The following is a 23,319-nucleotide window of genomic DNA, read 5'->3' on the forward strand; positions in this document are numbered from 1 at the left end:
GGGAAACCGGGCGATCGCCCGGTTACATATTATATGTGCCGGTTTCCGCGCGCCGGCAACTATAATGGGCGCATGCGTCAACGGCCGAGCTCGGCCTTTGGCATAACCGGTATTATCAGCAAGATAAACATCATTGCCCCGGATGAGAAAAACCATGGAAAAACCGACTTCAGCCGCCACGCCCGACGCCGCGGACGCCGCGCCCGCAAAGATTGATCATCTGCGTTTCCACCGCCGTCACGCCCATTTGTCCGCGCCGTTCGGCAACGGCTGGTTTGCGCGTAAGGCGGAAGGTTTCGCCCGATTCTTCGGCACGCCGATGTTTTTAGGGGCGCAGACGCTGATCGTTATCGCCTGGGTATGCATCAATACCTTTGGTTTCGCCAAATTCGATATCTATCCGTTTATCCTGCTTAATCTGGCGTTCAGTCTGCAGTCGGCCTATGCCGCGCCGCTGATCCTGTTGGCCCAGACGCGCCAGGCGGAGCGGGACAAGGCGCATGCCGACGCGGATGCCCAGCATCGCGAGGCGCTGGCCGTCGCCAATGCCGAACGCCAGGAGCGGGCGGCGCAAACCTCGGCGCAAATCATGGTGCTGCTGCAGCAAAATACCGAGCTGACCACTCTGACCAAAAACCTGAGCGAGCGCATTGAGATGCTGGCCGCGGAATTGCACAAAAAACTGTTGCTGGATGCGCCAACACCCCAGGGGTGACGGATCGCCGCCCGTGGTTAACGACGGCTGCGATCAGTTGGCCGCATTGGCCGGCATCCTGCCCGCCAGAATACCCACCAGTCCGTCGCGCAGCAGCGACGCCATGCGCAGGCGCGTGGCAAGCGTGGCGCTGCCCAGATGCGGCAGGCCGAATACGTTGTCCATCTGCCGGTAGGCGGGATGGATATCGGGCTCGCCGGCGAAAACGTCCAGCCCGGCGGCGGCCACGTGGCCCGCGTTGAGCGCGGCGATCAGCGCGTTATCGTTGATAATGTCGCCGCGCGAAATATTCACCACCACCGCGCCCTTGGGCAGCTGCGCCAGCAAGGGGGCATCCACCACGCCCCGGGTTTCCGGGGCGGGCGGACAGGCTATGCAAAAGTAATCACTGTGCGCGGCGAGGTCGGCGAGGGAATCGTGATACACGGCGTGTTGTTCGGCCGCGGGCGGCAACCGGTGCCGGTTATGGTAATGAATTTCCATATCAAAACCGCGCGCGCGCCGGGCAATGGCCTGGCCGATGCGGCCCATGCCGAAGATCCCCAGGCGCTGGTTCCAGACATCCTTGCCCAACAGCTGGTCCGGCGCCCAGCCCGGCCAATCGCCGCCTTTTAACAGACGCAGCCCTTCCAGCGCGCGGCGGCCCGCGCCCAACATCAGCAGCAGGGCGGTGTCGGCGCAGGATTCGCTCAGCACATCCGGCGTAAACAACACCTTGATGCCGCGCGCCTTGGCTGCCGCCAAATCGATATGGTTGGTCCCCACCGAATAGGTGCAGATAGCCTTGATGGAGCGCGGCAATTGTTCGATGGCCTGGCTGTCCAGCGGCATGGCCAGGGAAACCAATAACGCCTGCACGTCGGTCATGGCGGACAGCGACGCCAGGGTGCCTGCCAGCGTGCTTTCCGTGGTATGGCGCAGGGTGAAATGCGCGCTTAATAAGGTATGGGCCTGCGTAAATAGCGGGCAGGCCATAAATAGCACCGGTTTATCAGACATGGTTACCTCGTCGCTTATCTCCGGTCCGGCGGTGCAGGACCCCGCGCGGGCATGCCGCGGACGAGGGTTATTCTAGCGCAGGCGCGGCGGCGGGCCAATCGCCGCCGGGCGCCAGGCCGGCTGGAACCCGCGCCCGGCGCCCGGCAACCCGCTCCGCCGGCGGCGCTGGCCGCCATCAGGCCTGGTATTGCAGGTACACCACATGGGTTTGCAAATACTCTTCCAGCCCGTGGCGTCCGTCGGCGCCGCCGATGCCCGACTTGCGCCATCCCGCGTGGAAGCCCTGCATGGCCTCGAAATTTTCCCGGTTAATATAGGTTTCGCCGAACTTCAGTTTTTTTATCGCCGCCATGGCGGTATTGAGGTTGGTGGTATAAATCGAGGAGGTCAGGCCGAATTCGCAGTCATTGGCCATTTGCACCGCTTCGTCAAGGGTGCGGAAGGTCGTGACCGGCAGCACCGGGCCAAAGGTTTCCTCATGCATGATATCCATCTCATGCTTTACATCCACCAGTAGGGTAGGCTGGAAAAAATAGCCCTTATCGCCCGCCCGCCGCCCGCCGGTGACCACCCTGGCGCCTTGCGCCACGGCGTTATCCACTTTGTCCTGCACGCTTTTCAGCGCGGCCGCGTCAATCAACGGCCCCATATCCAGGTTTTCTTCCCGGGCAGGATCGCCAAAAGTCACCTGGTTAAACGCCGCGGTGAGCCGGGCGATAAAGTCATCCTGAATATCTTCCTGCACATACACGCGTTCGGCGCAGTTGCAGACCTGCCCGGTATTGATGACGCGGGAGGCGACTATCGCCTTGACCGCCAGATCCAGATCGGCATCGTTCATGACGATGGCCGGCGCCTTGCCGCCGAGCTCCAGCGAGACCTTGGTAATGTTTTTCGCCGCCGCCGCCATGGTCTGCTCTCCCGCCGCCACGCTGCCGGTCAGGCTTACCATACCGACTTTTGCGTTGGCCGCCAGCTCCTGGCCCACCACCGAACCCCGGCCGGTCACCAGATTAAACACGCCGCGGGGCAAGCCGGCCTCGTGCACGATGCCGGCAAAGGCAATGGCGTTGTTCGGCGTCAGCTGGCTGGGTTTTACGACGATGGTATTGCCGGTGATAAGCGCGGGCGCCGCTTTGCGCGCCACCAGGAAAAAGGGAAAGTTCCAGGGGAGGATGCCGGTGGTCACGCCGATGGCTTTTTTAAACACAAAAATATTCTCGTTGCGCCGGTCGCTTTGTATGATCTCGCCCTCATAGCGCCGCGCCCATTCGGCCATATAGTCGAGATAATCGGCGGTAAACAAGACCTCGGTCCTGGCCAGGCCCTGGGTCTTGCCCCCTTCGGCCACGATAATATCGGTTAGCTCCTGTTCCCTGGCGCGGATGCCCTGGGCAATTTTATGCAGCCACACGCCCCGTTCCTGAGCCGGCAAGTCTTCCCAATCATGCTGCGCCCGCGCGGCGGCGTCGATGGCGTTGCGCACATCGTCCGCATCGGCGTCCGGTATCTGGGATATGACATCCTCGGTGGCGGGGTTGAGGACATCAATCCATTTATCGCTGCGGTTGGAAACAAACTCGCCGTCGATATACATCTGTTGCTGTATTATTGCCATCGCTGCAACTCCATTAAGAAATTGTAGGGTTATTGTTGCGCATTGGATAAAAGTTTTACTCCGGCCGTCGTAATAATGCAATGGCCCCGGCGGCGGCATGGGTCCCCGCATCCCTGGCTTTTGCCGCATTTTGCGCGCAGTATCTTTGTCTTATTGCCACGAGGAAAAATAGTCTGGCAACCATTTCAAGAACGCTGTGATTAATATCTCAAAAATACCTTGTCCGGCAGACAGGCAATATTAATGTGTAATTTTGAGCAATATCACAGAAATCCATTGGCCGCAGGAGGGGGCGCCAACGCGTTGAGCGTGACGCCCTGCTCATTATCAGAGCGTACGCAGGGCGCTGAGCAGTTCGCTGGTGGTGGAAGGGACAAATTCGGTTATGCTGTAGTTGGCCACTTCCTTAAAGGGGTCCTGCGCCAGGATCGCATCCAGATCGGGACGCGGCAGGGTCCGCGTCAGGATGATGCCGCCGATGCGCGGCACTTTCCTTCCGGAGGCCACAAAATCGCCGGTGGCGAAATAGTTACGCAACCAGGCGAGGTGCGCTTCCAGCAGCGCCTCAACTTTTTCCATGGGCTCTTCATACGTTAAATCAACGATAAACATCTGCGGCTCCTGCGTGATTTATGATGCCGTCAGGATAAACCTTAACAGTGGCAACCTCCACCTGCCGATGAAACCCGACCGGGATTTGTCGCGTGACAGGGACGCACTATTAACGCACTCTTTATGGCAAGAAGATGACGTACCAGGTGAACTTGATGAACAACCTGCATTGGTTGAATAAAACACGGGCCATTATTTTATTTACCCTGATGTTGCTCACTGCTTTTTTAATCATCAGCTGGAGCAGCTATGAGGTGGCCAGGCAATCGCTCAACGACGAAATCGAAGAAAACACGCTACCGCTGACCAGCGACAATGTCTATTCCGAGATCCAGCAAGATCTGTTAAAACCGATATTTATTTCTTCCCTGATGGCCCATGACACCTTTGTCCGCGACTGGGTGCTGGTGGATGGCGAGCAGGATCCGAAGGCGATGATTCGCTATCTGAGCGAGATCGATCGGCGTTTCGACACTATTTTTTCCTTTTTTGTCTCCGACAAAACCCGGCGCTATTATGATCCCAAACGGGTTTTGGAAACCGTCTCCGAGCAGGAGGATAAGGATCGGTGGTATTTCCAGATAAAAGCCACGGCCGGCGACAAGCCGTATTTTATCGACGCGCGCCCCGATCCCGAGGACCATACTCACCTGGATATCTTCGTTAATCATAAGGTTATGGATTACCAGGGCAATTTTATCGGGATTACCGGCATCGGCCTTTCCGTCGAAAAAGTCAAATACCTGATTGAAAAATATGAACGCCGCTATAACCGCACCATTTATTTCGTTGATAAAACCGGGGCGGTCATATTGCACGGCACCACCTTTAAACGGCCGCTGCAAATCCGCTTGCAACCGGGACTGGGCCCGCTCGCGACGTCGATTCTGACCGTGCCGGGCGGCAGCTATCAATATGATTACCAGGGCAGGCAGGTGCTGCTCCATACGCGCCTCATTCCGGAATTCGACTGGTATTTGATGGTGGAGCAAAGCGAGCATCCCCTGGAGCGGGTCCTGTTTATGACGCTGCTTAAGAACCTCGGCATCGGGGCCGGCGTCAGCGTACTGTTTATCCTGTTTTTATGGTTGACCATCGGCGGCTACCAGCGCCGCCTGGAAACCATGGCCACCACCGATAAACTGACCGGCATCATGAACCGTCAGGCGTTTGAGTATCGCTTCCAGCGTTTGCGGGGGGCCAGGGCGGCAGAAAACGCCCCGCTGGCCATGGCGATCATTGATATCGATTATTTTAAGCAAATCAACGATCGTTATGGTCACGGCGCGGGCGATCGGGTCATCCAGCATATCGCCCGCTTAATCCGGACGTCCCTGCGCCGCACGGATTTCGTCTGCCGCTGGGGCGGCGATGAATTTTTGGTGCTGCTTACCGAATGCAATGGCGACGAGGCGCTGCGGCGCATGAATACCCTTTCCCACGATATCGGGCAGTCGGAGGTGGTTACCGACCGGGCGGTGATAAGCGCCACGGTCAGTTGCGGCGTGGCGGAACACCGGCCAATGGAAAACCTGGACGCCCTAATCGATCGCGCCGATATTGCCTTATACCAGGCGAAAAAGGCGGGACGCAATCGCGCTGAAAAACGCGATTAGCATCGGGCAAGACGCCGCGCGCCGCCGGTATTGTTGCCAGCGCGGGCAAATGATTTATAGTGCATGTTCCTATTTATCGACAGCGACCGTGACCGTATGACTTTCTCCCGCACCGCCATTGCGGTAACGCCCGCGCAACGCAAAGCGCTGATTGCCGGCTCAGTGGGCAATTTTATTGAATGGTACGAATTCGGCGTTTATGGTTTTCTCGCCACCCTCATCGCCGCCAATTTTTTTACCCTGCAGGGCGAAAGCGCCGCGGCCAGCCTGGTGCTGACCTACGCCGCCTTCGCCCTGGCTTTTTTCTGCCGCCCGCTGGGAGCGATAATTTTTGGCCGTATCGGCGATCGCCTCGGCCGTAAGCCGACGCTGATTACCGTTATCATCATGATGACGCTGTCCACCGCGCTTATCGGCGTAATGCCGACCTACGCCACCCTGGGCGTGGCCGCGCCGCTGCTGCTGACCCTACTGCGTATGGTGCAGGGGATTTCCGCCGGCGGTGAGTTCGGCGGCGCGGTGGCGCTGATGACCGAGTTTGCTCCGCCGGGCAGGCGCGGCCTGTTCGGCGCCTGGCAATCATTCACTGTGGCCCTGGGATTGCTGGCGAGCGTGGGCATGGTGGCGCTGCTGGGCGCCTGCCTTACTCCCGATCAGCTGCATGTTTGGGGCTGGCGCATTCCGTTCCTGCTGGCGTTGCCGATGGGCGTCGTCGCGCTGGGCCTGCGCCTGCGCCTGGAGGAAACGCCCACCTTTCGCGCCATCCATCACGACGCCGCGCCGGCAGCGCCCTCGGCGCCGGCGCTGGCCGTCGTCAAGGCCATCATGCTCGGCATCGGCCGCATGATGGGCTGGTCCGCCGCGGGCTACACCTTTCTGGTGGTCATGCCCGCGTATTTGCAAACGACGCTGCACGCCAGTTTTTTACAGGCGCTGGTCGCCACCGTGCTTGGCAACGTGGGTTTCGCCCTGACCATTCTGCCGGCGGGTATGCTGAGCGATCGGATTGGGCGCAAGCGGGTGATGGTGGCGGCGATATTGGCCACCATCCTGTTTACGTTTCCGCTGCTGCATCTGCTGCAGGATCCGTCTAGCCCCCTGGCGATGAAGGCGCTTGCGGTGCTGGTCGCCGGCGCGGTGGTGGGGCTGCTGGCCGGTCCCGGGCCGGCGATGCTGGCCGAAATGTTCCCGACCCGGGTGCGTTATACCGGTCTCGGTCTTTCTTATTCGCTTTCCAACGCGGTATTTTCCGGCTGCGCGGGGCTCATCATTACCGGATTGATAAAACAAACGGGTAACATTGATATACCGGCTTATTATGTCGTTATAATTTCAGCAATCAGCCTATTGGCGCTGATAACCCTGCGCGGCGACGATCATTTGCGTTAACGCTTCAGCTAAGGGCCGCGTCCGTCCTTAGCTGAACAGGCTGTGGATCAGCTTGAGAAGCTCACTGATAAACTGTAATGTCGGCAGCATGGCATTATCCTCTGGGCAGCGGTGACAGGGGGTATGCCGGCGCGCCGGTGGCCCCGGTCTATTATTAAACATAACATCATTTCGTTCAATCCGGACGTCCCGGTTCCACGGATAAAATAAAGTTGTGTTAACCCGTGCCCGGTCTAAACTAATAATGCTAGTGCAATAAAAGTGTCTGTTGTTATTTTGCGGTCATCGGCACTTTGTATATTTCTTACCAAATCATCACCTAATGCATTGGAGTTAAAATGACCCTATATCATGAAGGTAAGAGAACGTTTGCCCCCTCCAAAGATAAAGCGCCCGTCAAGGACAAACCTTCTGAAAAAGCGAAGTCGCCGGCAAAAGCCAAAAGTGACGACAAAGATAAAAAAGACGATAAGGCCAAGGGGAAAAGCAGCACCAAAAAATAATGATGCCGCCGGCAGGGCGCACTGTTAGCCTAAGCCCATGGGCTGCTGATGTTAACTATCAGCAGCCCATGAATTTTTTATAATCCAGCTAAAAAGCGCAATGCTATAATTCAGAACACCGGCACTTTCCGTGTTGCCTCGATATTATAATATAAAAGAACAACACCACAGGTTTATGGAAACTCGACTGATGAATTCACAACTCAACGCCGCCGCCGGCGCTCTTGCCGAAACATTACGCCGGGATAGGCTCATATTGACCACCGCGGAATCCTGCACGGCGGGCCTGGTGGCCATGGCGCTGTGCGCCGTGGGCGGCAGCGGTGATTTTTTCACCCGCGGCTTCATCACTTATACGGATCGCGCCAAACATGAAGTATTGCGCGTCGGATGGCACGCCCTGGAAACCTATACCGCCGTGAGCGAACAGGTCGTGAAAGAGATGGCCGCGGGCGCGCTGCAGGTCGCAGGTGAAGATATCGCCCTGTCGGTCAGCGGCTACGCCGGACCCGAGGACGGACCTGACGGCACCCCCGCGGGCACCATCTGGTTCGGATGGGTTACGCCGGATAACAAGGTCCATGCGCAGGTAAAACGGTTCAGCGGCGATTGCGAAGCCGTTATTGAACAGGCGGCTGTTTTCGCGTTGGTCAGGATGCGCGAATTACTGCAAAATAAATAGCGTCTTCATGGCAGGGCGCGTAATACCCGGCACGGATTACCGCAGGCCACGACATTGGCGGGAATCGGGCGCGTCACCACGCTGCCCGCGCCGATGGTGGTATTTTCACCAATCGTCACGCCTGGCAGGATAATGCAGCCGCCGGCAATCCAGACATTATCGCTTAGCGTAACCGGTTCGGCCCAGCCGATATGCCGGCCGCGTTCCCCGGGGTCGAGCGGATGATGGGCGGTGTAGAGCTGCACGTCCGGGCCGATAAACACATGGTTGCCGATGTTTACCGGCGCGCAGTCGAGCAGGACAAAATTAAAATTGATAAACACATGGCTCCCGAGCCGGGTGTTCATGCCGTAATCGACCCGCAGGTTTTTCTCGATATGCACATCATCGCCGACCTGGCCGAAGATTTCCGCCAGCAGCTGCTGCTGCCGTGCCGTTTCACGATGCCCGAGGGCATTATAGCGATCGATATTATCCCTGACGGCGTGCCGTATTTCGACCAGTTCGGGATCGTTGATAAAATAATGCTCGCCCCGGCGCATTTTCTCCAATTCGCTCATTGTATTGCCGCCTTTTGTTAAGCGTTAACCATGCCGATAAACTCATCCCGCACCGGGTCCGCCAGCGTGGGGTTCCAAATCATGCCCACCTCCCAGCGGGCATAGGCTCCCTGCAGCGGGATCATCGCTATATTCCTGGGAGCGATGTGCGCGGCGCTTTCCGGCACGATGGCGATTCCCACGCCCGCCGCGACCAGCGCCATCAGGGTTTGCATATCCCGGGTCTGCTGGACCACCCGCGGGCTAATCTGGTTAAAGCGCAAATACTGTTCTATCTGCTGATACAGCCCCGGCCCTTTATCCGGCAAAAGCTGGACCCAGGGCTGCGCCAGCAGGAAATGCCGCCACATCCGCATGTCGGGGTCTCCGGCCGGCAAGGCGGATTTATTGGCCGCCAGCACCAGGCTTTCCGACATAAACCGTCGCCCCTGCAGCGGCGGATCCACCGGCAGGCGCATAAAAGCCAGCTGCAGCTGGCCGGATAATAAGCGGGCATGCTGTTGCGCCGAGGACAGGTCCTCCAAACTGACGGTCACGTCCGGATACGCGCGCCGGAAGCGGGCAATCAAGTCCGGCACCGTTTTTAAGGCGGAGATGCCAAAACCGATCGCCAGGTTGCCGGTGGTCCCTTTCGCCACCCCAAGGGCATAGTGCCTGAATGTCCCTGCCAGCTCCACCAGTTCGGCGGCTTTCGGCAACAGCAATTCTCCCGGATGCGTCAGCAGGGCGCCCCGTCTTCCCCTGACAAACAGCGTGATGCCCAGCGCATGTTCCAGGGCTTTAATCTGTTTTGACAACGCCGGCTGGGTAATACACAGCTGTTGTGCCGCCTCGCGGTAGTTCCTGGTAGCCGCCAGGATGACAAAGGCGCGCAATAATCGATTATCCATTCCAAACGGTTATCAATGGCGAAATTTAAGTGATTATATTTCAATCATTTTTTGCGCTCTACTGTTTTCGGACCTAATGAATGCTCTTGTGATCCCGCTCACATAGCGTTCCGGTTATCCGGTAGATAAAGGAGAATGGCATGAAACAACAGCATTTTATCTTTTTGCGCAAGGCCGACGTCATCACCCCCCAGTCCCTGGACGATCCGGCGGCGGGCATTATTATCCGCGCGGTACTTTTGCAGGGGTTCAGCATCTCCCCGCTCCAGGTACGCGCGGCGGACAGTCGCGAAGCGCTGGACAAATTCCGCCGGGACGCGGCGGAGGCGGGCGATTTTGTCCCGACGCGGCTGCTGGAGTAAATCCCGCCGGCGGCCGTAAGGGGCCGCCGGTAGGTTCCATTCCCCCGGCTGGACGCAAGATCCGGCAATATCCCCGTCCGGCAAAACCACGTATCCCCGCTGTTGAAAAAAGAAGCATATCGTCGTAACAATGACACCTAGGAATTTTCCTATAGTCTTAATATACTCGCGCGCTGATGAAAACGCGGGCGAATTAATATCCCCAGTTTTTGGCGATCTGTATGAAATAACTGTACCGATAAAAGCGTAACGCGATGGCCCCCGAATGTGGTCAGGACGGGTCATATTTATCAAAAATCCAAACCGGTTTACTATCAATGAATTTGTTAATTATATGTGTGATTCTTGTTTTAACTATGCTGTATAGTTTTCACCGGCATGCGCAATTTATTGCCAGCAGAAGCTTGCCTAAAAAACGGCATAAAAAAGAAATAAGATTATATAGCTATATAAAATTACCGTTACCACCCGTAATACGACATCAGGCTTTCTATGCTGTGGACAATAGGGTGGCAACCCATGGCCGCCAGGAGTCGATGATGAACAAGGCGGCATAAAATTGATGTAAATCAATGGTTATTTCATGGGTCATTATAATGACGTCATAGCGAACATTCCCTTAAACTCGCATGGATAAGGATGTCATGGCATGCCCGAAATATAGAATATCTCAATGAAAAATTGATTGACGCTATTTGTATATTACAGGGCATCATTTTCATTAGCAGTCGCAAGGCTCTTCTTTGCAATGCATGTTATCAGCAGGCACAACAGTGAAAGTAATTATCTTTATCCTGGCGTCATTATTGACGGGTTGCAGCGCGGTAGGTCATTATAATGTCGACAAGACCGCCAGTAACAAAGCAGATTTTCATTTTATCGGTATTCCTGTATTGGCGGGCGCTGTCGGCTCCAGTTTCCCGCTGACGGAAAATTACAGTCTTACCGCCGGGCATGTGGCTAAATTAATGATGGTCCGGGTAAAAGCCTATAATCCCGTCTGCGATGTGGCCATAATCTACCATAATAATAAGGGACGGGCGTTGCCCAGGCTGGAATCAGCGGTTAAAGGCGAACGCGTCAATCTTTATGGCTACAACGCCTATACGACGCTGCCCACATCGTCATCCGGCACGTTACAGGCCTTCGGCTGGTGGGATAAGCCCGGCACCAGTTGCCGGATGGGGCTGACCGACGCCGGGGGCATCCAGGGCATGAGCGGCGGGCCGGTATATGTGGCCGACGGCGCTATCGTCGGCATCTTTACCGCCACGCACCCGAAACGCAGGCAAAGCATCTTTGTCCCGTATCAAAATATCGCGGCTTGGGTGGCCACCGAAATGGACGGCAAGGACTTGGCCAGCGTGAGAAAATCAACGGCAATGCCCGACTTGCCGACGCCGGCGGCCGCGCTCCCCGTGGCCAGAGTCGCTGTCGGCGGGCTACACTGACGGGACGTTCAGTCCTCTTTGGCCAACTGTTGCCGATAGGCCTGGGGGCTGATGCCGATATTGCGCTGAAATACCCGCCTGAGCACATCCGCGCTGGTAAAGCCGCATTTGGCCGCAATCTTATCCAGGTTCATGGTGGTCATTTGCAGGTAGCGCTGCGCGGTTTCCAGGCGGATGTTCTCGATATATTTCGCCGGCGTCGTGTTTAGCTCATGTTTAAATATTCTGATCAGGGTGCTCCGGCTCATGGCCAGCTTATCCGCCAGCACATCAACGGTAAGTTCCTGGGCTAAATGCTCATGTATCCAGGGTTGCAGCGTTTTCAGGCTGCGGTGGCTGGAGTATTGCGCCAACAGTGAAAAACTGAGCTGGGCCTGATCGGCGGGCCGGCGCAGGAACATCACCAGCTCCTTGGTCACTTCCCCCGCCAGCCGGTCGCCATGATCGTCGGCGATAAGGTTAAGCGCCAGATCAATGCCGGAAGACATGCCCGCGGAGGAATATATTTTGCCATCCTTGACCCAAATGGGCTGCTCCTCCACATGAACTCCGGGATGATGTTTAGCGAATTCATCCAATACGCGCCAGTGGGTCGTCACGTGTTTTCCTTCCAGCATGCCCGTCTGGGCCAGGGCGAAGATACCGCCGGAGACGGTGCAAATGCGGCGGGCCCGGCTTTCCTGGCTGCTGATCCACTCAATGGTATGTGCCGGATACAGGCCGAATGATGCAATAGTGGTGGTGATGATCAACGTATCGATAACGAACGTATCCCATTTTTTATCAGTCAGGGCGGAATGGCCCAGCAGGCTTATTCCCGCTTCAGTTTCGATGGTTTTATCCGGTCCGGCGGAGACCAGTTCCACCTGGTAAGGGGATTTATTTTCCGCCAGCGTATTCGCCAGACGAAACGCTTCCATTGGACCGGCGACATTTAAAAGATCGATCGGTGGAATACCCAGAATCACTATTTTTTTTGTGGGTATGCGATTTGGCATGCTTAATGACCTTGTGCGGATAAACAGGTGTTGCAATAGTAGTGGTTAACATCTGACGCAAATCGTCGGTAAATTGGAAATTTGCTACCATTGGCCTTAATTTTTATAATCATCTGCAAGGTGGAAAAGTTGTGAATATTAATAGCCGGATAGTAAGATAATGTAAAGCGCCTTGGCAAGGATTTGAAATGATTAGATACATTTTAATATATAAGTAATATTTATTTCCGCTGTTTAAGCGGTCAGCAAAAAATGGACAGTATGGCAAGAAAAAACACTTAAAACATATATTATTAATTACTTTAGGATATATTCATTTTTACAGCAGTGCCGGAAAGCCCGGCGCCAGCAGATCTGAAAATTAAGTATCTTTATGAAATTAAACGTTTTTATTATTAAGATCCACTGAGGTTTATGATGGTTTATCAGATTTTACTGAGATATAATTAAACAGCGTTTTCCGCGAAGACGTACTGTGCAAGGCAGGGTTATTATCGTAACTGGGATGACATTCCATTTTTATATTCATTAATCATTCATTACGTAATCCTGCGCAATGGGCCGGATCGGGCAAGCGATGACGGCATTAACGCCTTTTAAAGTATGGCGGAGCATGCCGGGTAAATATCAATCCGGGATGGTGTTTTACCGAATAGTCATCCCGACGTGGCGGCGCAAGACAATATTGGCTTTGGCGTTACATGAATGTTAAATGCGTAACAATTGTTCTGTGATAATGCATTATTACGGCAAGCGAGAATATGTCCCGGCCGAAACAGTCCTCACTTTCCAGGCGGCAAAGGGTTAACGTCGCCAGGGAAACCCGCTGGCGTATTTACCTAATGGGTTCCATTAAATGGAACTGGAAATATAAATCCGGCAAATAACCGCCGTTCAGTTTTAAAGAAATTCCCGCTCAGGCCGGCGCCGAATTCACGTCGCCCCTTTGCCGTCTTCGCGGATGGTGTTCCCGGGGCGCGGTGCGCGTCCCGGGACGGGCGGGGAGATCGTCGCCGCTACTCGCGCACTTTCACCGCAATAACTGTCATGACGATGGCATAGATGATAAACGCCGCAACGGTTGCCATGATTCACCTCCTTCTTAAGGTTAACTTAAGAAATCTTACCCCCGGCCACGAGCAAAAATTAAACAAAAAATGTCATGCGGATCTGCTTGTGCGCCGCTGGCATGTGACAAGATTCCAGGTCAAATTTTTTACAGGAGTCATCACTGGTGACTTTAACGGTTAAAAAAACCTTGAATGTGGGAACGGAGGCAGATGAAAAGCTCAAATACGAAATGGTCTCCGGCGGTACCAATCAAGGCATCCGCGCCACGGCGTACCGCGAGATTGTCTTAGGTGAGGCCAGGCGATGGCACCAAACGCCGCGCTGATCCTGCATCCCCGCCTGTTGTGAGCGCCGCGCCCCCAATGCCGGCTTCCCGGCTGGCCAAGGCGCGGTTTTTGTTTACCGGCGAACCCACAGGCTTGCGGCCGTCGCGATAACTGATTAGCGCCCGCTGAATTGCGGCGGGCGCCTTGCCGCCAGCGCGCGCATGCCTTCGTCGCGATCGTCGCTGGCGGCAATCAGCGCCGACAGCGAACGCTCATAGCCGATGCCCGCCGTCAACGGCATATCAAAACTCGCCAGCACGGCGCGTTTGGCCATTTTAACCGCCAGCGGGGCCGCCGCCGCCACGCTATGGGCAATCTCCATCGCAACGGCAATCAATTGCCCGGGCGCGGCAATGCGGCTTATCAAGCCCGCCGCCAGCGCTTCGGCGGCGCACAGCCGGCGCCCTGTCAGGATCATGTCCATCGCCATGGCTTTACCGGCCGCTTTGACCAGCCGCTGCGTGCCGCCCGCGCCGGGAATGATGCCAATATGCGTCTCGGGCAGCCCCAGCCGCGCGGTATCATCGGCAATAACAATATCGCATAACAGCGCCAGTTCCAGCCCGCCGCCCAGCGTGTGGCCGGATAACGCCGCAATCAGGGGGGTGTCGATGGCGGCGATGCGATCCCATTTTTCGCTGAAGCCGCTGACATAAAGCGCAACGGCGGATGCGCCGGCCAGTTCGCCGGTATCGGCGCCGGCGGCGAAAGCCCGGGGACCGCCGGAGATAACCACCGCGCGGATATCCGCATCGGCATCAAGCGACGAGAGTTCGGCGTAGAGTTCGTCCAGCATGCCGGCGCTCAGGGCATTCAGTTTTTCCGGCCGGTCCAGCTGGATATGCGCCACGGCCCCGTCGCGGCGACAGGAAATAAAGCTCATGACGACCTCTTCGCGGTCAGCAGGCTAATGATGTCGTTGCGGTGTTCCATGCCGGTTTTGATTTCTTCCTCGCTCCAGACATAAAAGCCCCGGCCGCTTTTTACGCCGAGATGGCCTTGCTCCACCCGATCCAGCACCCACGCGGGCAAATGGGTATCGTTGGCCAGCTCCGGCAACAGGATAGCCGCCACGTTGCGCACGGTATCCAGCCCGGCGAAATCCATTAATTTCATCGGCCCCATGGCAGACCAGCGGGGCGCAAGGGTGCTTTGTACCGCGAAATCCACGTCCTCGACGGTGCCTATGCCCGCCGATACCAAATGCAAAGCCTCGCGCAGCAAGGCGTATTGCAAACGGTTGACGATAAATCCCGGCACGTCTTTGTCGACGGCGATGGTCGTCTTTCCCAGCGCGCGGCACAGCGCCGTTGTCTGCTGAAAGGCGGGTTCGCCGGTCAGCGGTCCCCGCACGATCTCAAGCATCGGCATCACGTCCGCCGGGTTAAACCAGTGCAGGCCGATAAACCGCTGCGGCCGCCGCAGAACGGTGGCGATAGCGCCGATCGGCACGCTGGACGTATTGGTGGTCAGCAGGCAGTCATCGCCGACATGCTGCTCAATCTGCCGGAAAACCTCCTGTTTCAGCGCCAGGTTTTCCGCGATGTTTTCCGACACAAACCCCGCACCGGACAGGCAATCCGCTAATACGGTGGTGAAGGTCACCGGCGCGTCCCCCCCGGCGAGGGTCCGGATCACCGGCTCCGCTTTCTCCAGCGAGGCGGCAGTGCGCGAATAGAGCGAAACGGCAAAGCCCCGCGCCGCGAATACCGCCGCGATGCGTGTTCCCATGGTGCCGGCGCCGATTACGGCGATTTTATTTGGCTGCATAGCGTTTTGCTCCGTTGCCGGGTTAAATAACACCGCGTTGCTGGAGTTCATCCAGCTCGCGCTCGCTCAGGTCCAGGATGTCGCCCAGGATGCCGCGGGTATGCTCGCCCAGCCGCGGCGGCATCAGTTCAGGCGGCTGCGCCATGCCGCTCAGCTTGACCGGCTGGGGGAGCAGGCTGATTTCGCCGGCGGTGGGATGAACGACTTTTTGCAGTAATCCCCGCGATAAGGCATGCGGGCTTTGCAATACCTCGTCCAGCCCCCAAACCGGCGCGGCGGGAATACCCGCCTGGTCGAGCAGCGTCACCGCCTGCGCCACGTTTTTATCCCGCAGCCACGCCTCGATATAACCGCGCAGCTCGGACTGATGTCGCAGCCGCTGCGGATCGGTGGCGAAGCGCGCGTCCTTATCCAGCCCAGGCTGGTCAATGGCCGCCGCCAGACGGGCGAACAGGCTGTCGTTGGCGACCGCGATGACCACGTGGCCGTCGGCGGCCCGGTAACTGTCCATCGGCGCGCTGATGGGATGCGCATTGCCCAGGCGCCCGGCGGAGGGTTTGCCGCCCAGCAACTGGGTGAGCGAGACCATTTGCAACGAGACCATGGCGTCGAGCATCGCCATGTCCACCTGCTGGCCGCGGCCGGTGATGCCCCGTTGCAGCAGCGCGGCCAGCACGCCCCATGAACAATAAAGCCCGGCGACGACATCGCCGATGGCGTCGCCGACGCGGGTCGGCTCGCCGTCCGGCCAGCCGGTCGCCTGCATAATGCCGCCCATGGCCTGGATGACGTGATCATACGCGGCCTTATGCGCCAGGGGGCCCTCCTGGCCGAAACCGGAAATGCTGGCGTAGATAAGCCTGGGATTGATTTCACTTACCGCGCCGTAATCAATGCCCAGACGCCGGGTCACCCCGGGGCGGAAGTTTTCCACCAGCACATCGGCCGTTGCGATCAATTGCTCCAGCAGCCGCCGGCCCTCGGGGGTTTTAAGATTCAGGGTCAGGCTTTTTTTGCCGTGGTTGAGCAGCATGAAATAACTGCTTTCGCCGCCGATATGCGGCCCGAAATCACGGGAATCATCGCCTTTGCCCGGCATTTCTATTTTAATCACCTCCGCGCCCAAATCATTTAGCAGGGATGCGCAATAAGGACCCGCCAGTACGCGCGAGAGATCGAGCACCCGGATGCCTTCCAGCGGCCGCGGTGAAACGGGGATCGTCATAGGCGCGCTCCCGTAGCGGCGCCATCGGCCAGCACGGGTTCCAGGGCTTGCGATAACCGGCCGTCGGCGATCAGCCGCCGGATGGCCAACATATCCGGATACATCTCGTCGTCCCGCTGGCGGAACGGCACTTCCCGGCGTATTACCGCCAGCACCGCCCGGGTTCCCCGCGCGGGGCGCAGCGGCCGATGGAAATCAATGGCCTGGGTGGCGCAGAGAAGTTCGATGGCCACGATATCGACGGCGTTTTGCAGGGCATCCAGCGCTTTACGCGCCGCCGTCACACCCATGCTGACATGATCTTCCTGGCCCGCGCAGGTCGACACCGTGTGAACGCTGGCGGGAGAGGCCAGGGCGCGGTTTTCGCCAGCCAGCGCCGCGGCGACATAAGGCGGGATCATCATGCCGGAATACGCCTCGCCTTCCTGGATCAAAAATGCCGGCAGACCGCTGAGGTGGCTGTTGGTCAACCGGTCGGAACGCGCCTGCGACGCCGTGCTGAGCTGCGCAACGGCGATCGCCAGCGCGTCAAGACACAGGGCGGTGGGCGCGCCATGGCCGTTGCCGCCCGGCAGAACCTGCAGCTCGCCGTCCTCCACCAGAAATACCGGATTATCGGTGACGGAATTGATCTCGGTGGTCAATACCTGCCGGCACCAGGCCAGCACGTCGCGTACCGCGCCGTGAATTTGCGGAATGCAGCGCAGGCTCAGCGCATCCTGCACGCGAAAATCACGATAGCGGTCCAGTATTTCACTGTCCTGGAGCAGGCAGCGCAGGATGCGCGCCGTCTCCAGTTGGCCGGGATGCGGACGCAGCGCGTGCAGACGGGCATCGTAACCACGGATATTGCCTTTCAACGCCTCCAGGCTTATTGCGCCGGCCGCGTCGGCGACCGGCAGCAGCGCGGTAAATTCCTCCACCGCCAGGCATCCCAGGGCGGTGATTTCGTATGTGCCGCTGACCAGGGCATGTCCCTCGCGCGGTCCCGGCGTGCGCATCTCGATACCCGCCCGGCGCAGCGCTTCCTCGCCGGGCAGCAGTTCCCCCTGGTACCAGGCTTTGCCGTGGCCGAAAACCGCCAGGCCGATATGCGCGGTGGCTATCAAATACCCCACCGACCCTTTGGCGGGCGCCCAGGGAATAACACCCCGGTTCAGCATCATCGCCATGCTGGTCACAAGAGACGGACTGACGCCGCTATAACCCTGCAACAGCGATTTAATCATTACCGCCATCATGGCGCGCACTTCCCGGGGCGCCAGATCCGCGCCGGTGCCGCAGGCATGGCTTTTCAGCATGTTCAGCTGCACGGCGGCGATTTGCGGCGAGGACAGGCGCTGGGTAACCAGATCGCCCACGCCGGTGGTCAGGCCGTAAATCACTTTATCCGCGGCCAGCGCCCGGTTGATTTCCTGGTGCACCGCCGCCATGCCCGCCAGCGCCGGCGGATCGAGCCGTACCTCGGCGCCTGCGGCAATCGCGGCGATATCGCCGGTGGTGGTCGCGGTTTTGCCTAACAGAATGCTATCCACTAAAGCCATATCATGCTCCCGACCGGATGGTTTTCATTCACCGGCATTATTTATCCAGGCCGTGCTGGGTCAGCCATTCCTTTGCCACCGCATCGATACTGTCAAAATTGGCCAGTTTGCCGTTCATGACAATCAGATCATCGGTGGTAAGCTGGGCGGAAATCTTATTCAGCGTGTCACCGACCGGGGCGCTGAGTTTGTCGGCGGCAATCAGGGGCACGATATTTTGCGCCGGGAACAGATGCTTGGGATCCTCCAGGGCCACCAGGTTATTTTTTTTCATCGCCGGGTCGGTCGAGGTCATATCCGCCACCTGGATTTGATTATTGACCAGCGCCGACAAAGTCAGCGGTCCCGCCACATCCAGTACCTTGAAGTTTTTAAAGGTCAGGCCGTAAATGTCTTTTAAACCCTTCACCCCCTCGCGCCGGCTTTTCCATTCCGCCGGTCCGCCCAACACCAGTTTGCCGGCGACGGGCTGCAGGTCGCTGATGGTCTTCAGGTTATATTTTTTGGCGGTTTTGTCGGTAACCGCCAGCACGTCGCTATCCTGCGCCCGGGAGATGGACAGCATCTTGATCTTGGCGGGCAGGGCTTTACCCAGCGCGGCCTCGACATCTTCCACGCTATGGGCCTGGGTTTTCTCGTCCAGATAGCTCAGTGTCGCGCCGCTGTATTCCGGGATTAAATTAATGGAACCGTCCAGCAAGGCGGGCATATACACTTCCCGGCTGCCGATGTTTAATTTCTTTTCCACTTTGATATTTTTCGCGGCCAGCGCGTCGGCATAGATCGTGGCCAGCAACTGGCTTTCCGGAAAATCCGCCGATCCCACGATAATGGTCCCGATATCGCCGGTCGCGGACGTTTTATCATCAGCCGATGCCGGGGCGGTCTGCAATAAAACGGCGGAAAACAACGTTGCTGCGAGCAATTGATTCATTTTCATTTTGACGGGCTCCGGTTAATGATATAGGCGATTGATATAGTGGGTTAATAGAATAAAAGGCTTACGCCGGCGCTCGCGCCGCTGTATGCCGGATGAGACCATGAAACGAATGAACAACGAGAAGATAAAATCCACCGCCAGGGCCAGCGCGCCCACCGTAATGGCGCCGACGACCATCTGCGGATAATCGTTTTGCGCGCGGCCGTCGATAATCAACCGGCCCAGGCCGCCCAGCGACACATAGGCGGCAATGGTGGCGGTGGAGACAATCTGCAGCGCCGCGCTGCGAATGCCGGACAGGATCAGCGCCAGCGCGCAGGGAATTTCCACGGTCAGCAGCAGGCGCCAGGGTGAATACCCCATGCCGACGGCGGCGTCGATAACGCTGGGATCAATGGCGGTCATGCCGGAATAGATCCCCATCATAATCGGCGGCAGCGCCAGTATAATCAGCACAATTAGACAGGGGACGATAAACGCCAGATCCGATTCGAACACCGGGCCGAAAATAATGACCAGTAAAATAATCAGGCCAAACGTGGGCAAGGCCCGCATGGCGTTGGCGATACCGATAAGCGTGCGTGTGCCTTTGCCGGTATGGCCGACATAACAGCCAATGGGAAAAGCGATAATCAACGCGATAAGCAACGCTTCGGCGCTGTAAATAACATGCTGGGTGATTAATACCAGCAGGCCGTCATCGCCCAGCCAATGGGCGCTGTCCATAAACCACGCTATCATCGTCCGCTCCGTTTAGGTTTCCAGGCCGTGATCTTATTCGCGCCCAGCAGCAGTAAATTATCGAGAACCAGGGCCAGCGCGATACATAAGACGATGCCGGCGATAATCGGCGTCAGGAAATGCAGCTGGAACCCCTGGGTAAACAGCGCTCCGAGCTGCGGCATGCCCACCACCGCGGCGATGGACACGATACTGACATTGGATACCAGGACCACCCGCATCCCGGCGGCGATAACGGGAACCGCCAGGGGGAGCTCCACCAGCAAGAACCGCTGCAGCGGCCGGTATCCCAGGGCCACGGCGGCCTGGCGGGTGTCTTCCGGCACGGAATCCAGCCCGTCGCATACGGTGCGCACCAGTAATGAAAACGCGTACAGCGTCAGCGCAACCACCACGTTAAGCGTGTCGAGAATTCGGGTGCCAAGGATCCCCGGCAGCAGCACAAACAACGCCAGGGAGGGAATGGTATAGAGCAGTCCGAGCATATTGAGCAGCAGGTTCTTGATATGCGCGCTGCGATAGATAACGATCCCGGCCGGGATGGCCAGGATTAACCCAATCAATACCGGCACCACGGACAAATACAGGTGCCAGCACAGCAGGTTGAAAATGGTGTCTTTTTGCGCCCAGAGCCAGTCAAACCGCATGGCGTTGCTCCACGTCCATCGGTTGACGCGCGGCGCCGAACGCCTGCTCGATATTCACCGAACCGAGTAATTGCCGGTTATCGTCAACGACGATCCCCCGGCCGGAAGGCGAGCTCAGCACCGCGTCCATCAGTTGCCGCAGCGAGCCGCTCAGCGGCGCAAACGTACCGCTCAGGTTAATGTCGCCGGCCAGGATATGGCTTTTTGGCTGGGCGACATCAAACCAGCCCAGGGGCTGGTTGTCAGCGGTCACCAGTATCCACCGGCCCTGCGCCCGCTCACGGGCCTCGGCGACCGGCATCCCCACGGCGGCGCAGGGTTCGCTGGACAAGGCCAGGCCGGAGGGGATGGCGCTAAAGGCCAGCTTACGGTAGCCACGGTCCCGGCCGATAAAATCGGCGACAAACGCATCGCCGGGATGGTTAAGCAGCCTAGACGGCGCGTCGATCTGCGCCAGCCTGCCGCCGGGCCTGAACACCGCCACCCGATCGCCCAGCTTCATGGCTTCATCAATATCGTGCGTGACCATAATAATGGTTTTACCGATATCGCTTTGCAGGCGCAGGAATTCATCCTGCAACTGCTCGCGCACCACCGGATCCACCGCGCTGAAGGGCTCGTCCATCAGCATGAATTCCGGATCCGAGGCCAGCGCCCGGGCAACGCCTACCCGCTGCTGCTGCCCGCCGGACAATTGCCAGGGATAACGCTGGCCCATCTCCGGCGACAGGCCCACCCGCGCCAGTAAATCCAGCGCGGTTTTCCGGGCGGCATGCCGCGTCGCGCCGTTAAGGCGCGCGGTAACGGCGACATTATCCTGTACGGTTTTATGCGGGAATAAGCCGGCATTCTGGATGACATAGCCTATCTTGCGCCGCAGCCGCACCACATCCATATCCTGCGTGGATTGCCCATTGAGCGTAATCACGCCCGAACTCGGCTCAATCAGCCGGTTGATCATGCGCAGCGAGGTGGTTTTGCCGCAACCGGAGGGGCCGACCAGAATGGTGATTTTTGCCGTAGGCGCGACAAAAGACAATCTGTCCACGGCAACGGTGCCATCGGGGTAAAATTTGGTGACATTGTCGAATGCGATCATGGCTTATCCATCAAATTTATAATCCGCGCTGTAAAATCAGGCATGTATATTCTTGTATGTACAACCAAGCAATTTAGATGCCAACTCCAGTCGGATGTCCGCCCGCCCGCAGCGGTGGCGGGACGCCCCGTTGCCTGCGCGATGATGAGTTAGGGCGGGAGCCTGGATGTTCCATCATGTAGCGCGGCGCACTGTAATGAGGCACCGCCATCAACAGAGTTTGCCTAATGGGTAAGGGGGTATGGATAAAGAGGGGAGGGGCTTGGCGTGGGCGCGGCTATGCGACCGCCATAAGCGCAAAAAAAACGCAAATCCATGATCATATCTTGATATGGATTTGCGCCTTGATGAAAAATTTTGTCTTACTTTTACCGCGCTATTATTCCGCGGTATTGACATGCTGGTTAGAACTTTGCGTTACCGGATAGGTATTGGCATAGCTCTGGTAGTCACCGCCGGCGGCCATGGAAACTGCGGGGGCGAGCATGGCGGAAATAAGGGCTAAAGCTGCGATGGTCTTTTTCATGATTGATATCCTCTCGTTCTGTTTGTACAGGTGAAAGCCTTTCGCTTTCGATGTGATTAATATAACGCTCATTAATTAAATAGTCTAGTGAATAAATTTGTTTTTATTGTTCGAATTATTTGATTTGATGTGGGGTTTGTCCGCTATTCGACCTGACAAAAAGCGCAATGGCTTCAATAACGCCCGGAGCCAGGGGAAGGTTCGCATCGGCATAGGCGGCCAGATTGATGCTGGGTTCATCAACAGCGACCCGTTTAAGCACATGATTGGTGTCGGGGATCAGGAGAAGGGTAGAGGCCGGCGCGAACTGATGGAGACGTTTGGCATCCGCAATACCGACCTGGAGATCGCGTTTTCCCTGCAGTATCAGCACCGGCTTGTTAACCGGCTTGATGAGTTGCGCGGGATCTAAGGCAAAGAGGCTGATCAGGAAGGATTGCACCGCCGGCCGGAATAACGCTTCCAGGGCCGGCGGCACTGCTCTGGCATCTACGGGGTGGCCGGACGAAAGCGCGGCGATCGCCTTGGCGGCCGCGTCAAGCAACGGCGCGTTGGCGGGGTTGGCGCGCAACTGGGACATCAGCACTTCGCCGGCCGGCCGGCCGGGGCATGCGACCAATATCAGCCCGGCTATATGTTCCGACGCTCGTGTTAGTGCGCTAAGCGCCACTAAACCGCCTTCACTATGGCCAAGCAACCATACCGCGTTTGTGCCGGTACGCCGGCGCAGGGTGTTAATCCAGTTGTGAATGTCATCGACATAATCAGCGACGGTCACCGCATCCGGGTCCGGTACGGCTGCCGCGCTGGCAAACATGCCGCGCTTATCGATGCGTGCGCTGACTATCCCCTTGGCGGCCAGTCCTTCCGCCAATAATTTATAGGGCGCGGCTTTTATTCCCAGTACGCTATTGCCGTCGCGATCCGTTGGGCCGGACCCCGGGATGATAAGGACCACTGGCGAACACTTATCTGGCACTCCACTAAGGGTTCCCTTAAGCGGCCCCATTGGACCTAACGCGTCAATAGTGCTCA

The 23,319-nt window shown here is 57.5% G+C and carries 25 protein-coding genes; 8 read left to right on the forward strand and 17 right to left on the reverse strand.

The features are described 5' to 3' along the window. The first annotated feature begins 154 nt into the window (after nucleotides 1–154). On the forward strand, nucleotides 155–715 hold the full coding sequence (locus ACL2XM_RS00890; protein WP_410013912.1) for a DUF1003 domain-containing protein: 561 nt from the start codon (nucleotides 155–157) through the stop codon (nucleotides 713–715). A gap of 33 nt (nucleotides 716–748) precedes the next feature. Here the strand turns inward: ACL2XM_RS00890 and ACL2XM_RS00895 are convergent, their stop codons facing one another. The 3 genes from ACL2XM_RS00895 to ACL2XM_RS00905 all read right to left on the reverse strand — a co-directional run bounded on the left by ACL2XM_RS00895 (nucleotide 749) and on the right by ACL2XM_RS00905 (nucleotide 3,944). After that, nucleotides 749–1,714 carry a 2-hydroxyacid dehydrogenase gene (locus ACL2XM_RS00895; RefSeq protein ID WP_410013913.1) on the reverse strand — a complete coding sequence of 322 codons (966 nt, stop codon included), beginning with the start codon at nucleotides 1,712–1,714 and terminating at the stop codon, nucleotides 749–751. Nucleotides 1,715–1,889: 175 nt separating this feature from the next. Then, entirely contained in the window at nucleotides 1,890–3,332 is a 1,443-nt protein-coding gene (aldA, locus tag ACL2XM_RS00900) for an aldehyde dehydrogenase (protein WP_413732122.1), read from the reverse strand. 327 nt (nucleotides 3,333–3,659) lie between these two features. Then, complete coding sequence (locus tag ACL2XM_RS00905) at nucleotides 3,660–3,944, reverse strand: YciI family protein (RefSeq protein ID WP_410013915.1); 285 nt, start codon at nucleotides 3,942–3,944, stop codon at nucleotides 3,660–3,662. Between the two features lie 155 nt (nucleotides 3,945–4,099). On the opposite strand from ACL2XM_RS00905, the gene ACL2XM_RS00910 reads away from it, so the two are divergent. Together ACL2XM_RS00910 and ACL2XM_RS00915 are read left to right on the forward strand one after the other, a co-directional pair. Then, nucleotides 4,100–5,560 carry a diguanylate cyclase gene (locus ACL2XM_RS00910; RefSeq protein ID WP_410013916.1) on the forward strand — a complete coding sequence of 487 codons (1,461 nt, stop codon included), beginning with the start codon at nucleotides 4,100–4,102 and terminating at the stop codon, nucleotides 5,558–5,560. 96 nt (nucleotides 5,561–5,656) lie between these two features. Then, a complete protein-coding gene (locus ACL2XM_RS00915) occupies nucleotides 5,657–6,949 on the forward strand; it encodes an MFS transporter (protein ID WP_410016744.1) in 1,293 nt (430 codons plus the stop codon). A gap of 27 nt (nucleotides 6,950–6,976) precedes the next feature. Here the strand turns inward: ACL2XM_RS00915 and ACL2XM_RS00920 are convergent, their stop codons facing one another. Next, the gene (locus ACL2XM_RS00920) at nucleotides 6,977–7,111 is read right to left on the reverse strand and encodes a hypothetical protein (RefSeq protein WP_413732123.1); all 135 of its coding nucleotides are present in this window, start codon (nucleotides 7,109–7,111) and stop codon (nucleotides 6,977–6,979) included. Between the two features lie 176 nt (nucleotides 7,112–7,287). Here ACL2XM_RS00920 and ACL2XM_RS00925 point away from each other — a divergent pair, with 176 nt between their 5' ends. Together ACL2XM_RS00925 and ACL2XM_RS00930 are read left to right on the forward strand one after the other, a co-directional pair. Next, nucleotides 7,288–7,452 carry a hypothetical protein gene (locus ACL2XM_RS00925; protein ID WP_410013917.1) on the forward strand — a complete coding sequence of 55 codons (165 nt, stop codon included), beginning with the start codon at nucleotides 7,288–7,290 and terminating at the stop codon, nucleotides 7,450–7,452. 190 nt (nucleotides 7,453–7,642) lie between these two features. Continuing rightward, nucleotides 7,643–8,134, forward strand: a complete 492-nt coding sequence (locus tag ACL2XM_RS00930; protein ID WP_410013918.1) for a CinA family protein — start codon at nucleotides 7,643–7,645, stop codon at nucleotides 8,132–8,134. A gap of 5 nt (nucleotides 8,135–8,139) precedes the next feature. Here ACL2XM_RS00930 and ACL2XM_RS00935 read toward each other — a convergent pair whose 3' ends face one another. Continuing rightward, nucleotides 8,140–8,694, reverse strand: coding sequence for a sugar O-acetyltransferase (locus tag ACL2XM_RS00935; protein WP_413732124.1), 555 nt, complete (start codon nucleotides 8,692–8,694; stop codon nucleotides 8,140–8,142). 17 nt (nucleotides 8,695–8,711) lie between these two features. Further along, entirely contained in the window at nucleotides 8,712–9,584 is an 873-nt protein-coding gene (locus ACL2XM_RS00940; protein ID WP_413732125.1) for a LysR family transcriptional regulator, read from the reverse strand. Nucleotides 9,585–9,724: 140 nt separating this feature from the next. Between ACL2XM_RS00940 and ACL2XM_RS00945 the strand changes: the two genes are divergently transcribed. Next, on the forward strand, nucleotides 9,725–9,946 hold the full coding sequence (locus tag ACL2XM_RS00945) for a hypothetical protein (RefSeq protein WP_410013921.1): 222 nt from the start codon (nucleotides 9,725–9,727) through the stop codon (nucleotides 9,944–9,946). Nucleotides 9,947–10,719: 773 nt separating this feature from the next. Continuing rightward, nucleotides 10,720–11,397 (forward strand): trypsin-like peptidase domain-containing protein, encoded by a 678-nt coding sequence (locus tag ACL2XM_RS00950; protein WP_410013922.1) that lies wholly within the window; start codon nucleotides 10,720–10,722, stop codon nucleotides 11,395–11,397. A gap of 8 nt (nucleotides 11,398–11,405) precedes the next feature. Here ACL2XM_RS00950 and ACL2XM_RS00955 read toward each other — a convergent pair whose 3' ends face one another. After that, nucleotides 11,406–12,395: a GlxA family transcriptional regulator gene (locus ACL2XM_RS00955; protein WP_413727819.1), complete on the reverse strand. Its 990-nt coding sequence runs from the start codon at nucleotides 12,393–12,395 to the stop codon at nucleotides 11,406–11,408. Between the two features lie 1,234 nt (nucleotides 12,396–13,629). On the opposite strand from ACL2XM_RS00955, the gene ACL2XM_RS00960 reads away from it, so the two are divergent. Then, nucleotides 13,630–13,791: a hypothetical protein gene (locus ACL2XM_RS00960; protein WP_413721233.1), complete on the forward strand. Its 162-nt coding sequence runs from the start codon at nucleotides 13,630–13,632 to the stop codon at nucleotides 13,789–13,791. Between the two features lie 116 nt (nucleotides 13,792–13,907). Here ACL2XM_RS00960 and ACL2XM_RS00965 read toward each other — a convergent pair whose 3' ends face one another. From ACL2XM_RS00965 to ACL2XM_RS01010, 10 genes are all read right to left on the reverse strand, one after another. Continuing rightward, on the reverse strand, nucleotides 13,908–14,675 hold the full coding sequence (locus ACL2XM_RS00965; protein WP_410013925.1) for an enoyl-CoA hydratase-related protein: 768 nt from the start codon (nucleotides 14,673–14,675) through the stop codon (nucleotides 13,908–13,910). Beyond that, nucleotides 14,672–15,562, reverse strand: coding sequence for a 3-hydroxyacyl-CoA dehydrogenase family protein (locus ACL2XM_RS00970; protein WP_413729621.1), 891 nt, complete (start codon nucleotides 15,560–15,562; stop codon nucleotides 14,672–14,674). Before ACL2XM_RS00970 ends, ACL2XM_RS00965 begins: the two co-directional genes overlap by 4 nt. 22 nt (nucleotides 15,563–15,584) lie before the next feature. After that, the gene (locus ACL2XM_RS00975; protein WP_413729622.1) at nucleotides 15,585–16,787 is read right to left on the reverse strand and encodes a CaiB/BaiF CoA transferase family protein; all 1,203 of its coding nucleotides are present in this window, start codon (nucleotides 16,785–16,787) and stop codon (nucleotides 15,585–15,587) included. After that, nucleotides 16,784–18,331 carry an HAL/PAL/TAL family ammonia-lyase gene (locus tag ACL2XM_RS00980; protein ID WP_413732126.1) on the reverse strand — a complete coding sequence of 516 codons (1,548 nt, stop codon included), beginning with the start codon at nucleotides 18,329–18,331 and terminating at the stop codon, nucleotides 16,784–16,786. Before ACL2XM_RS00980 ends, ACL2XM_RS00975 begins: the two co-directional genes overlap by 4 nt. Before the next feature lie 37 nt (nucleotides 18,332–18,368). After that, nucleotides 18,369–19,271, reverse strand: a complete 903-nt coding sequence (locus ACL2XM_RS00985; protein WP_410013929.1) for an ABC transporter substrate-binding protein — start codon at nucleotides 19,269–19,271, stop codon at nucleotides 18,369–18,371. Between the two features lie 15 nt (nucleotides 19,272–19,286). Then, nucleotides 19,287–20,012: an ABC transporter permease gene (locus ACL2XM_RS00990; RefSeq protein ID WP_413732127.1), complete on the reverse strand. Its 726-nt coding sequence runs from the start codon at nucleotides 20,010–20,012 to the stop codon at nucleotides 19,287–19,289. Continuing rightward, nucleotides 20,009–20,659, reverse strand: a complete 651-nt coding sequence (locus ACL2XM_RS00995) for an ABC transporter permease (protein ID WP_410013931.1) — start codon at nucleotides 20,657–20,659, stop codon at nucleotides 20,009–20,011. Before ACL2XM_RS00995 ends, ACL2XM_RS00990 begins: the two co-directional genes overlap by 4 nt. Beyond that, nucleotides 20,649–21,758, reverse strand: a complete 1,110-nt coding sequence (locus ACL2XM_RS01000) for an ABC transporter ATP-binding protein (protein ID WP_410013932.1) — start codon at nucleotides 21,756–21,758, stop codon at nucleotides 20,649–20,651. Before ACL2XM_RS01000 ends, ACL2XM_RS00995 begins: the two co-directional genes overlap by 11 nt. A gap of 379 nt (nucleotides 21,759–22,137) precedes the next feature. Further along, entirely contained in the window at nucleotides 22,138–22,284 is a 147-nt protein-coding gene (locus tag ACL2XM_RS01005; protein ID WP_410013933.1) for a hypothetical protein, read from the reverse strand. Between the two features lie 115 nt (nucleotides 22,285–22,399). Beyond that, entirely contained in the window at nucleotides 22,400–23,242 is an 843-nt protein-coding gene (locus tag ACL2XM_RS01010; RefSeq protein WP_413732128.1) for an alpha/beta hydrolase, read from the reverse strand. Between the last annotated feature and the right edge of the window lie 77 nt (nucleotides 23,243–23,319).

It is taken from the genome of Sodalis sp. RH20 (assembly GCF_047324205.1).
In the GTDB taxonomy this organism is placed as follows: domain Bacteria; phylum Pseudomonadota; class Gammaproteobacteria; order Enterobacterales; family Enterobacteriaceae; genus Acerihabitans.

What these genes read in the sequence shown, in the direction of transcription:
- ACL2XM_RS00920 (WP_413732123.1), bottom strand. Translation starts at nt 7,111, where the DNA reads ATGTTTAATAATAGACCGGGGCCACCGGCGCGCCGGCATACCCCCTGT.
- ACL2XM_RS00930 (WP_410013918.1), top strand. Translation starts at nt 7,643, where the DNA reads ATGAATTCACAACTCAACGCCGCCGCCGGCGCTCTTGCCGAAACATTA.
- ACL2XM_RS00980 (WP_413732126.1), bottom strand. Translation starts at nt 18,331, where the DNA reads ATGGCTTTAGTGGATAGCATTCTGTTAGGCAAAACCGCGACCACCACC.
- ACL2XM_RS00890 (WP_410013912.1), top strand. Translation starts at nt 155, where the DNA reads ATGGAAAAACCGACTTCAGCCGCCACGCCCGACGCCGCGGACGCCGCG.
- ACL2XM_RS00940 (WP_413732125.1), bottom strand. Translation starts at nt 9,584, where the DNA reads ATGGATAATCGATTATTGCGCGCCTTTGTCATCCTGGCGGCTACCAGG.
- ACL2XM_RS00945 (WP_410013921.1), top strand. Translation starts at nt 9,725, where the DNA reads ATGAAACAACAGCATTTTATCTTTTTGCGCAAGGCCGACGTCATCACC.
- ACL2XM_RS00905 (WP_410013915.1), bottom strand. Translation starts at nt 3,944, where the DNA reads ATGTTTATCGTTGATTTAACGTATGAAGAGCCCATGGAAAAAGTTGAG.
- ACL2XM_RS00925 (WP_410013917.1), top strand. Translation starts at nt 7,288, where the DNA reads ATGACCCTATATCATGAAGGTAAGAGAACGTTTGCCCCCTCCAAAGAT.
- ACL2XM_RS00915 (WP_410016744.1), top strand. Translation starts at nt 5,657, where the DNA reads ATGACTTTCTCCCGCACCGCCATTGCGGTAACGCCCGCGCAACGCAAA.
- ACL2XM_RS00985 (WP_410013929.1), bottom strand. Translation starts at nt 19,271, where the DNA reads ATGAAAATGAATCAATTGCTCGCAGCAACGTTGTTTTCCGCCGTTTTA.
- ACL2XM_RS00990 (WP_413732127.1), bottom strand. Translation starts at nt 20,012, where the DNA reads ATGATAGCGTGGTTTATGGACAGCGCCCATTGGCTGGGCGATGACGGC.
- ACL2XM_RS00955 (WP_413727819.1), bottom strand. Translation starts at nt 12,395, where the DNA reads ATGCCAAATCGCATACCCACAAAAAAAATAGTGATTCTGGGTATTCCA.
- ACL2XM_RS01005 (WP_410013933.1), bottom strand. Translation starts at nt 22,284, where the DNA reads ATGAAAAAGACCATCGCAGCTTTAGCCCTTATTTCCGCCATGCTCGCC.
- ACL2XM_RS00910 (WP_410013916.1), top strand. Translation starts at nt 4,100, where the DNA reads ATGAACAACCTGCATTGGTTGAATAAAACACGGGCCATTATTTTATTT.
- ACL2XM_RS00995 (WP_410013931.1), bottom strand. Translation starts at nt 20,659, where the DNA reads ATGCGGTTTGACTGGCTCTGGGCGCAAAAAGACACCATTTTCAACCTG.
- aldA (WP_413732122.1), bottom strand. Translation starts at nt 3,332, where the DNA reads ATGGCAATAATACAGCAACAGATGTATATCGACGGCGAGTTTGTTTCC.
- ACL2XM_RS00965 (WP_410013925.1), bottom strand. Translation starts at nt 14,675, where the DNA reads ATGAGCTTTATTTCCTGTCGCCGCGACGGGGCCGTGGCGCATATCCAG.
- ACL2XM_RS00970 (WP_413729621.1), bottom strand. Translation starts at nt 15,562, where the DNA reads ATGCAGCCAAATAAAATCGCCGTAATCGGCGCCGGCACCATGGGAACA.
- ACL2XM_RS01000 (WP_410013932.1), bottom strand. Translation starts at nt 21,758, where the DNA reads ATGATCGCATTCGACAATGTCACCAAATTTTACCCCGATGGCACCGTT.
- ACL2XM_RS00935 (WP_413732124.1), bottom strand. Translation starts at nt 8,694, where the DNA reads ATGAGCGAATTGGAGAAAATGCGCCGGGGCGAGCATTATTTTATCAAC.
- ACL2XM_RS00975 (WP_413729622.1), bottom strand. Translation starts at nt 16,787, where the DNA reads ATGACGATCCCCGTTTCACCGCGGCCGCTGGAAGGCATCCGGGTGCTC.
- ACL2XM_RS00895 (WP_410013913.1), bottom strand. Translation starts at nt 1,714, where the DNA reads ATGTCTGATAAACCGGTGCTATTTATGGCCTGCCCGCTATTTACGCAG.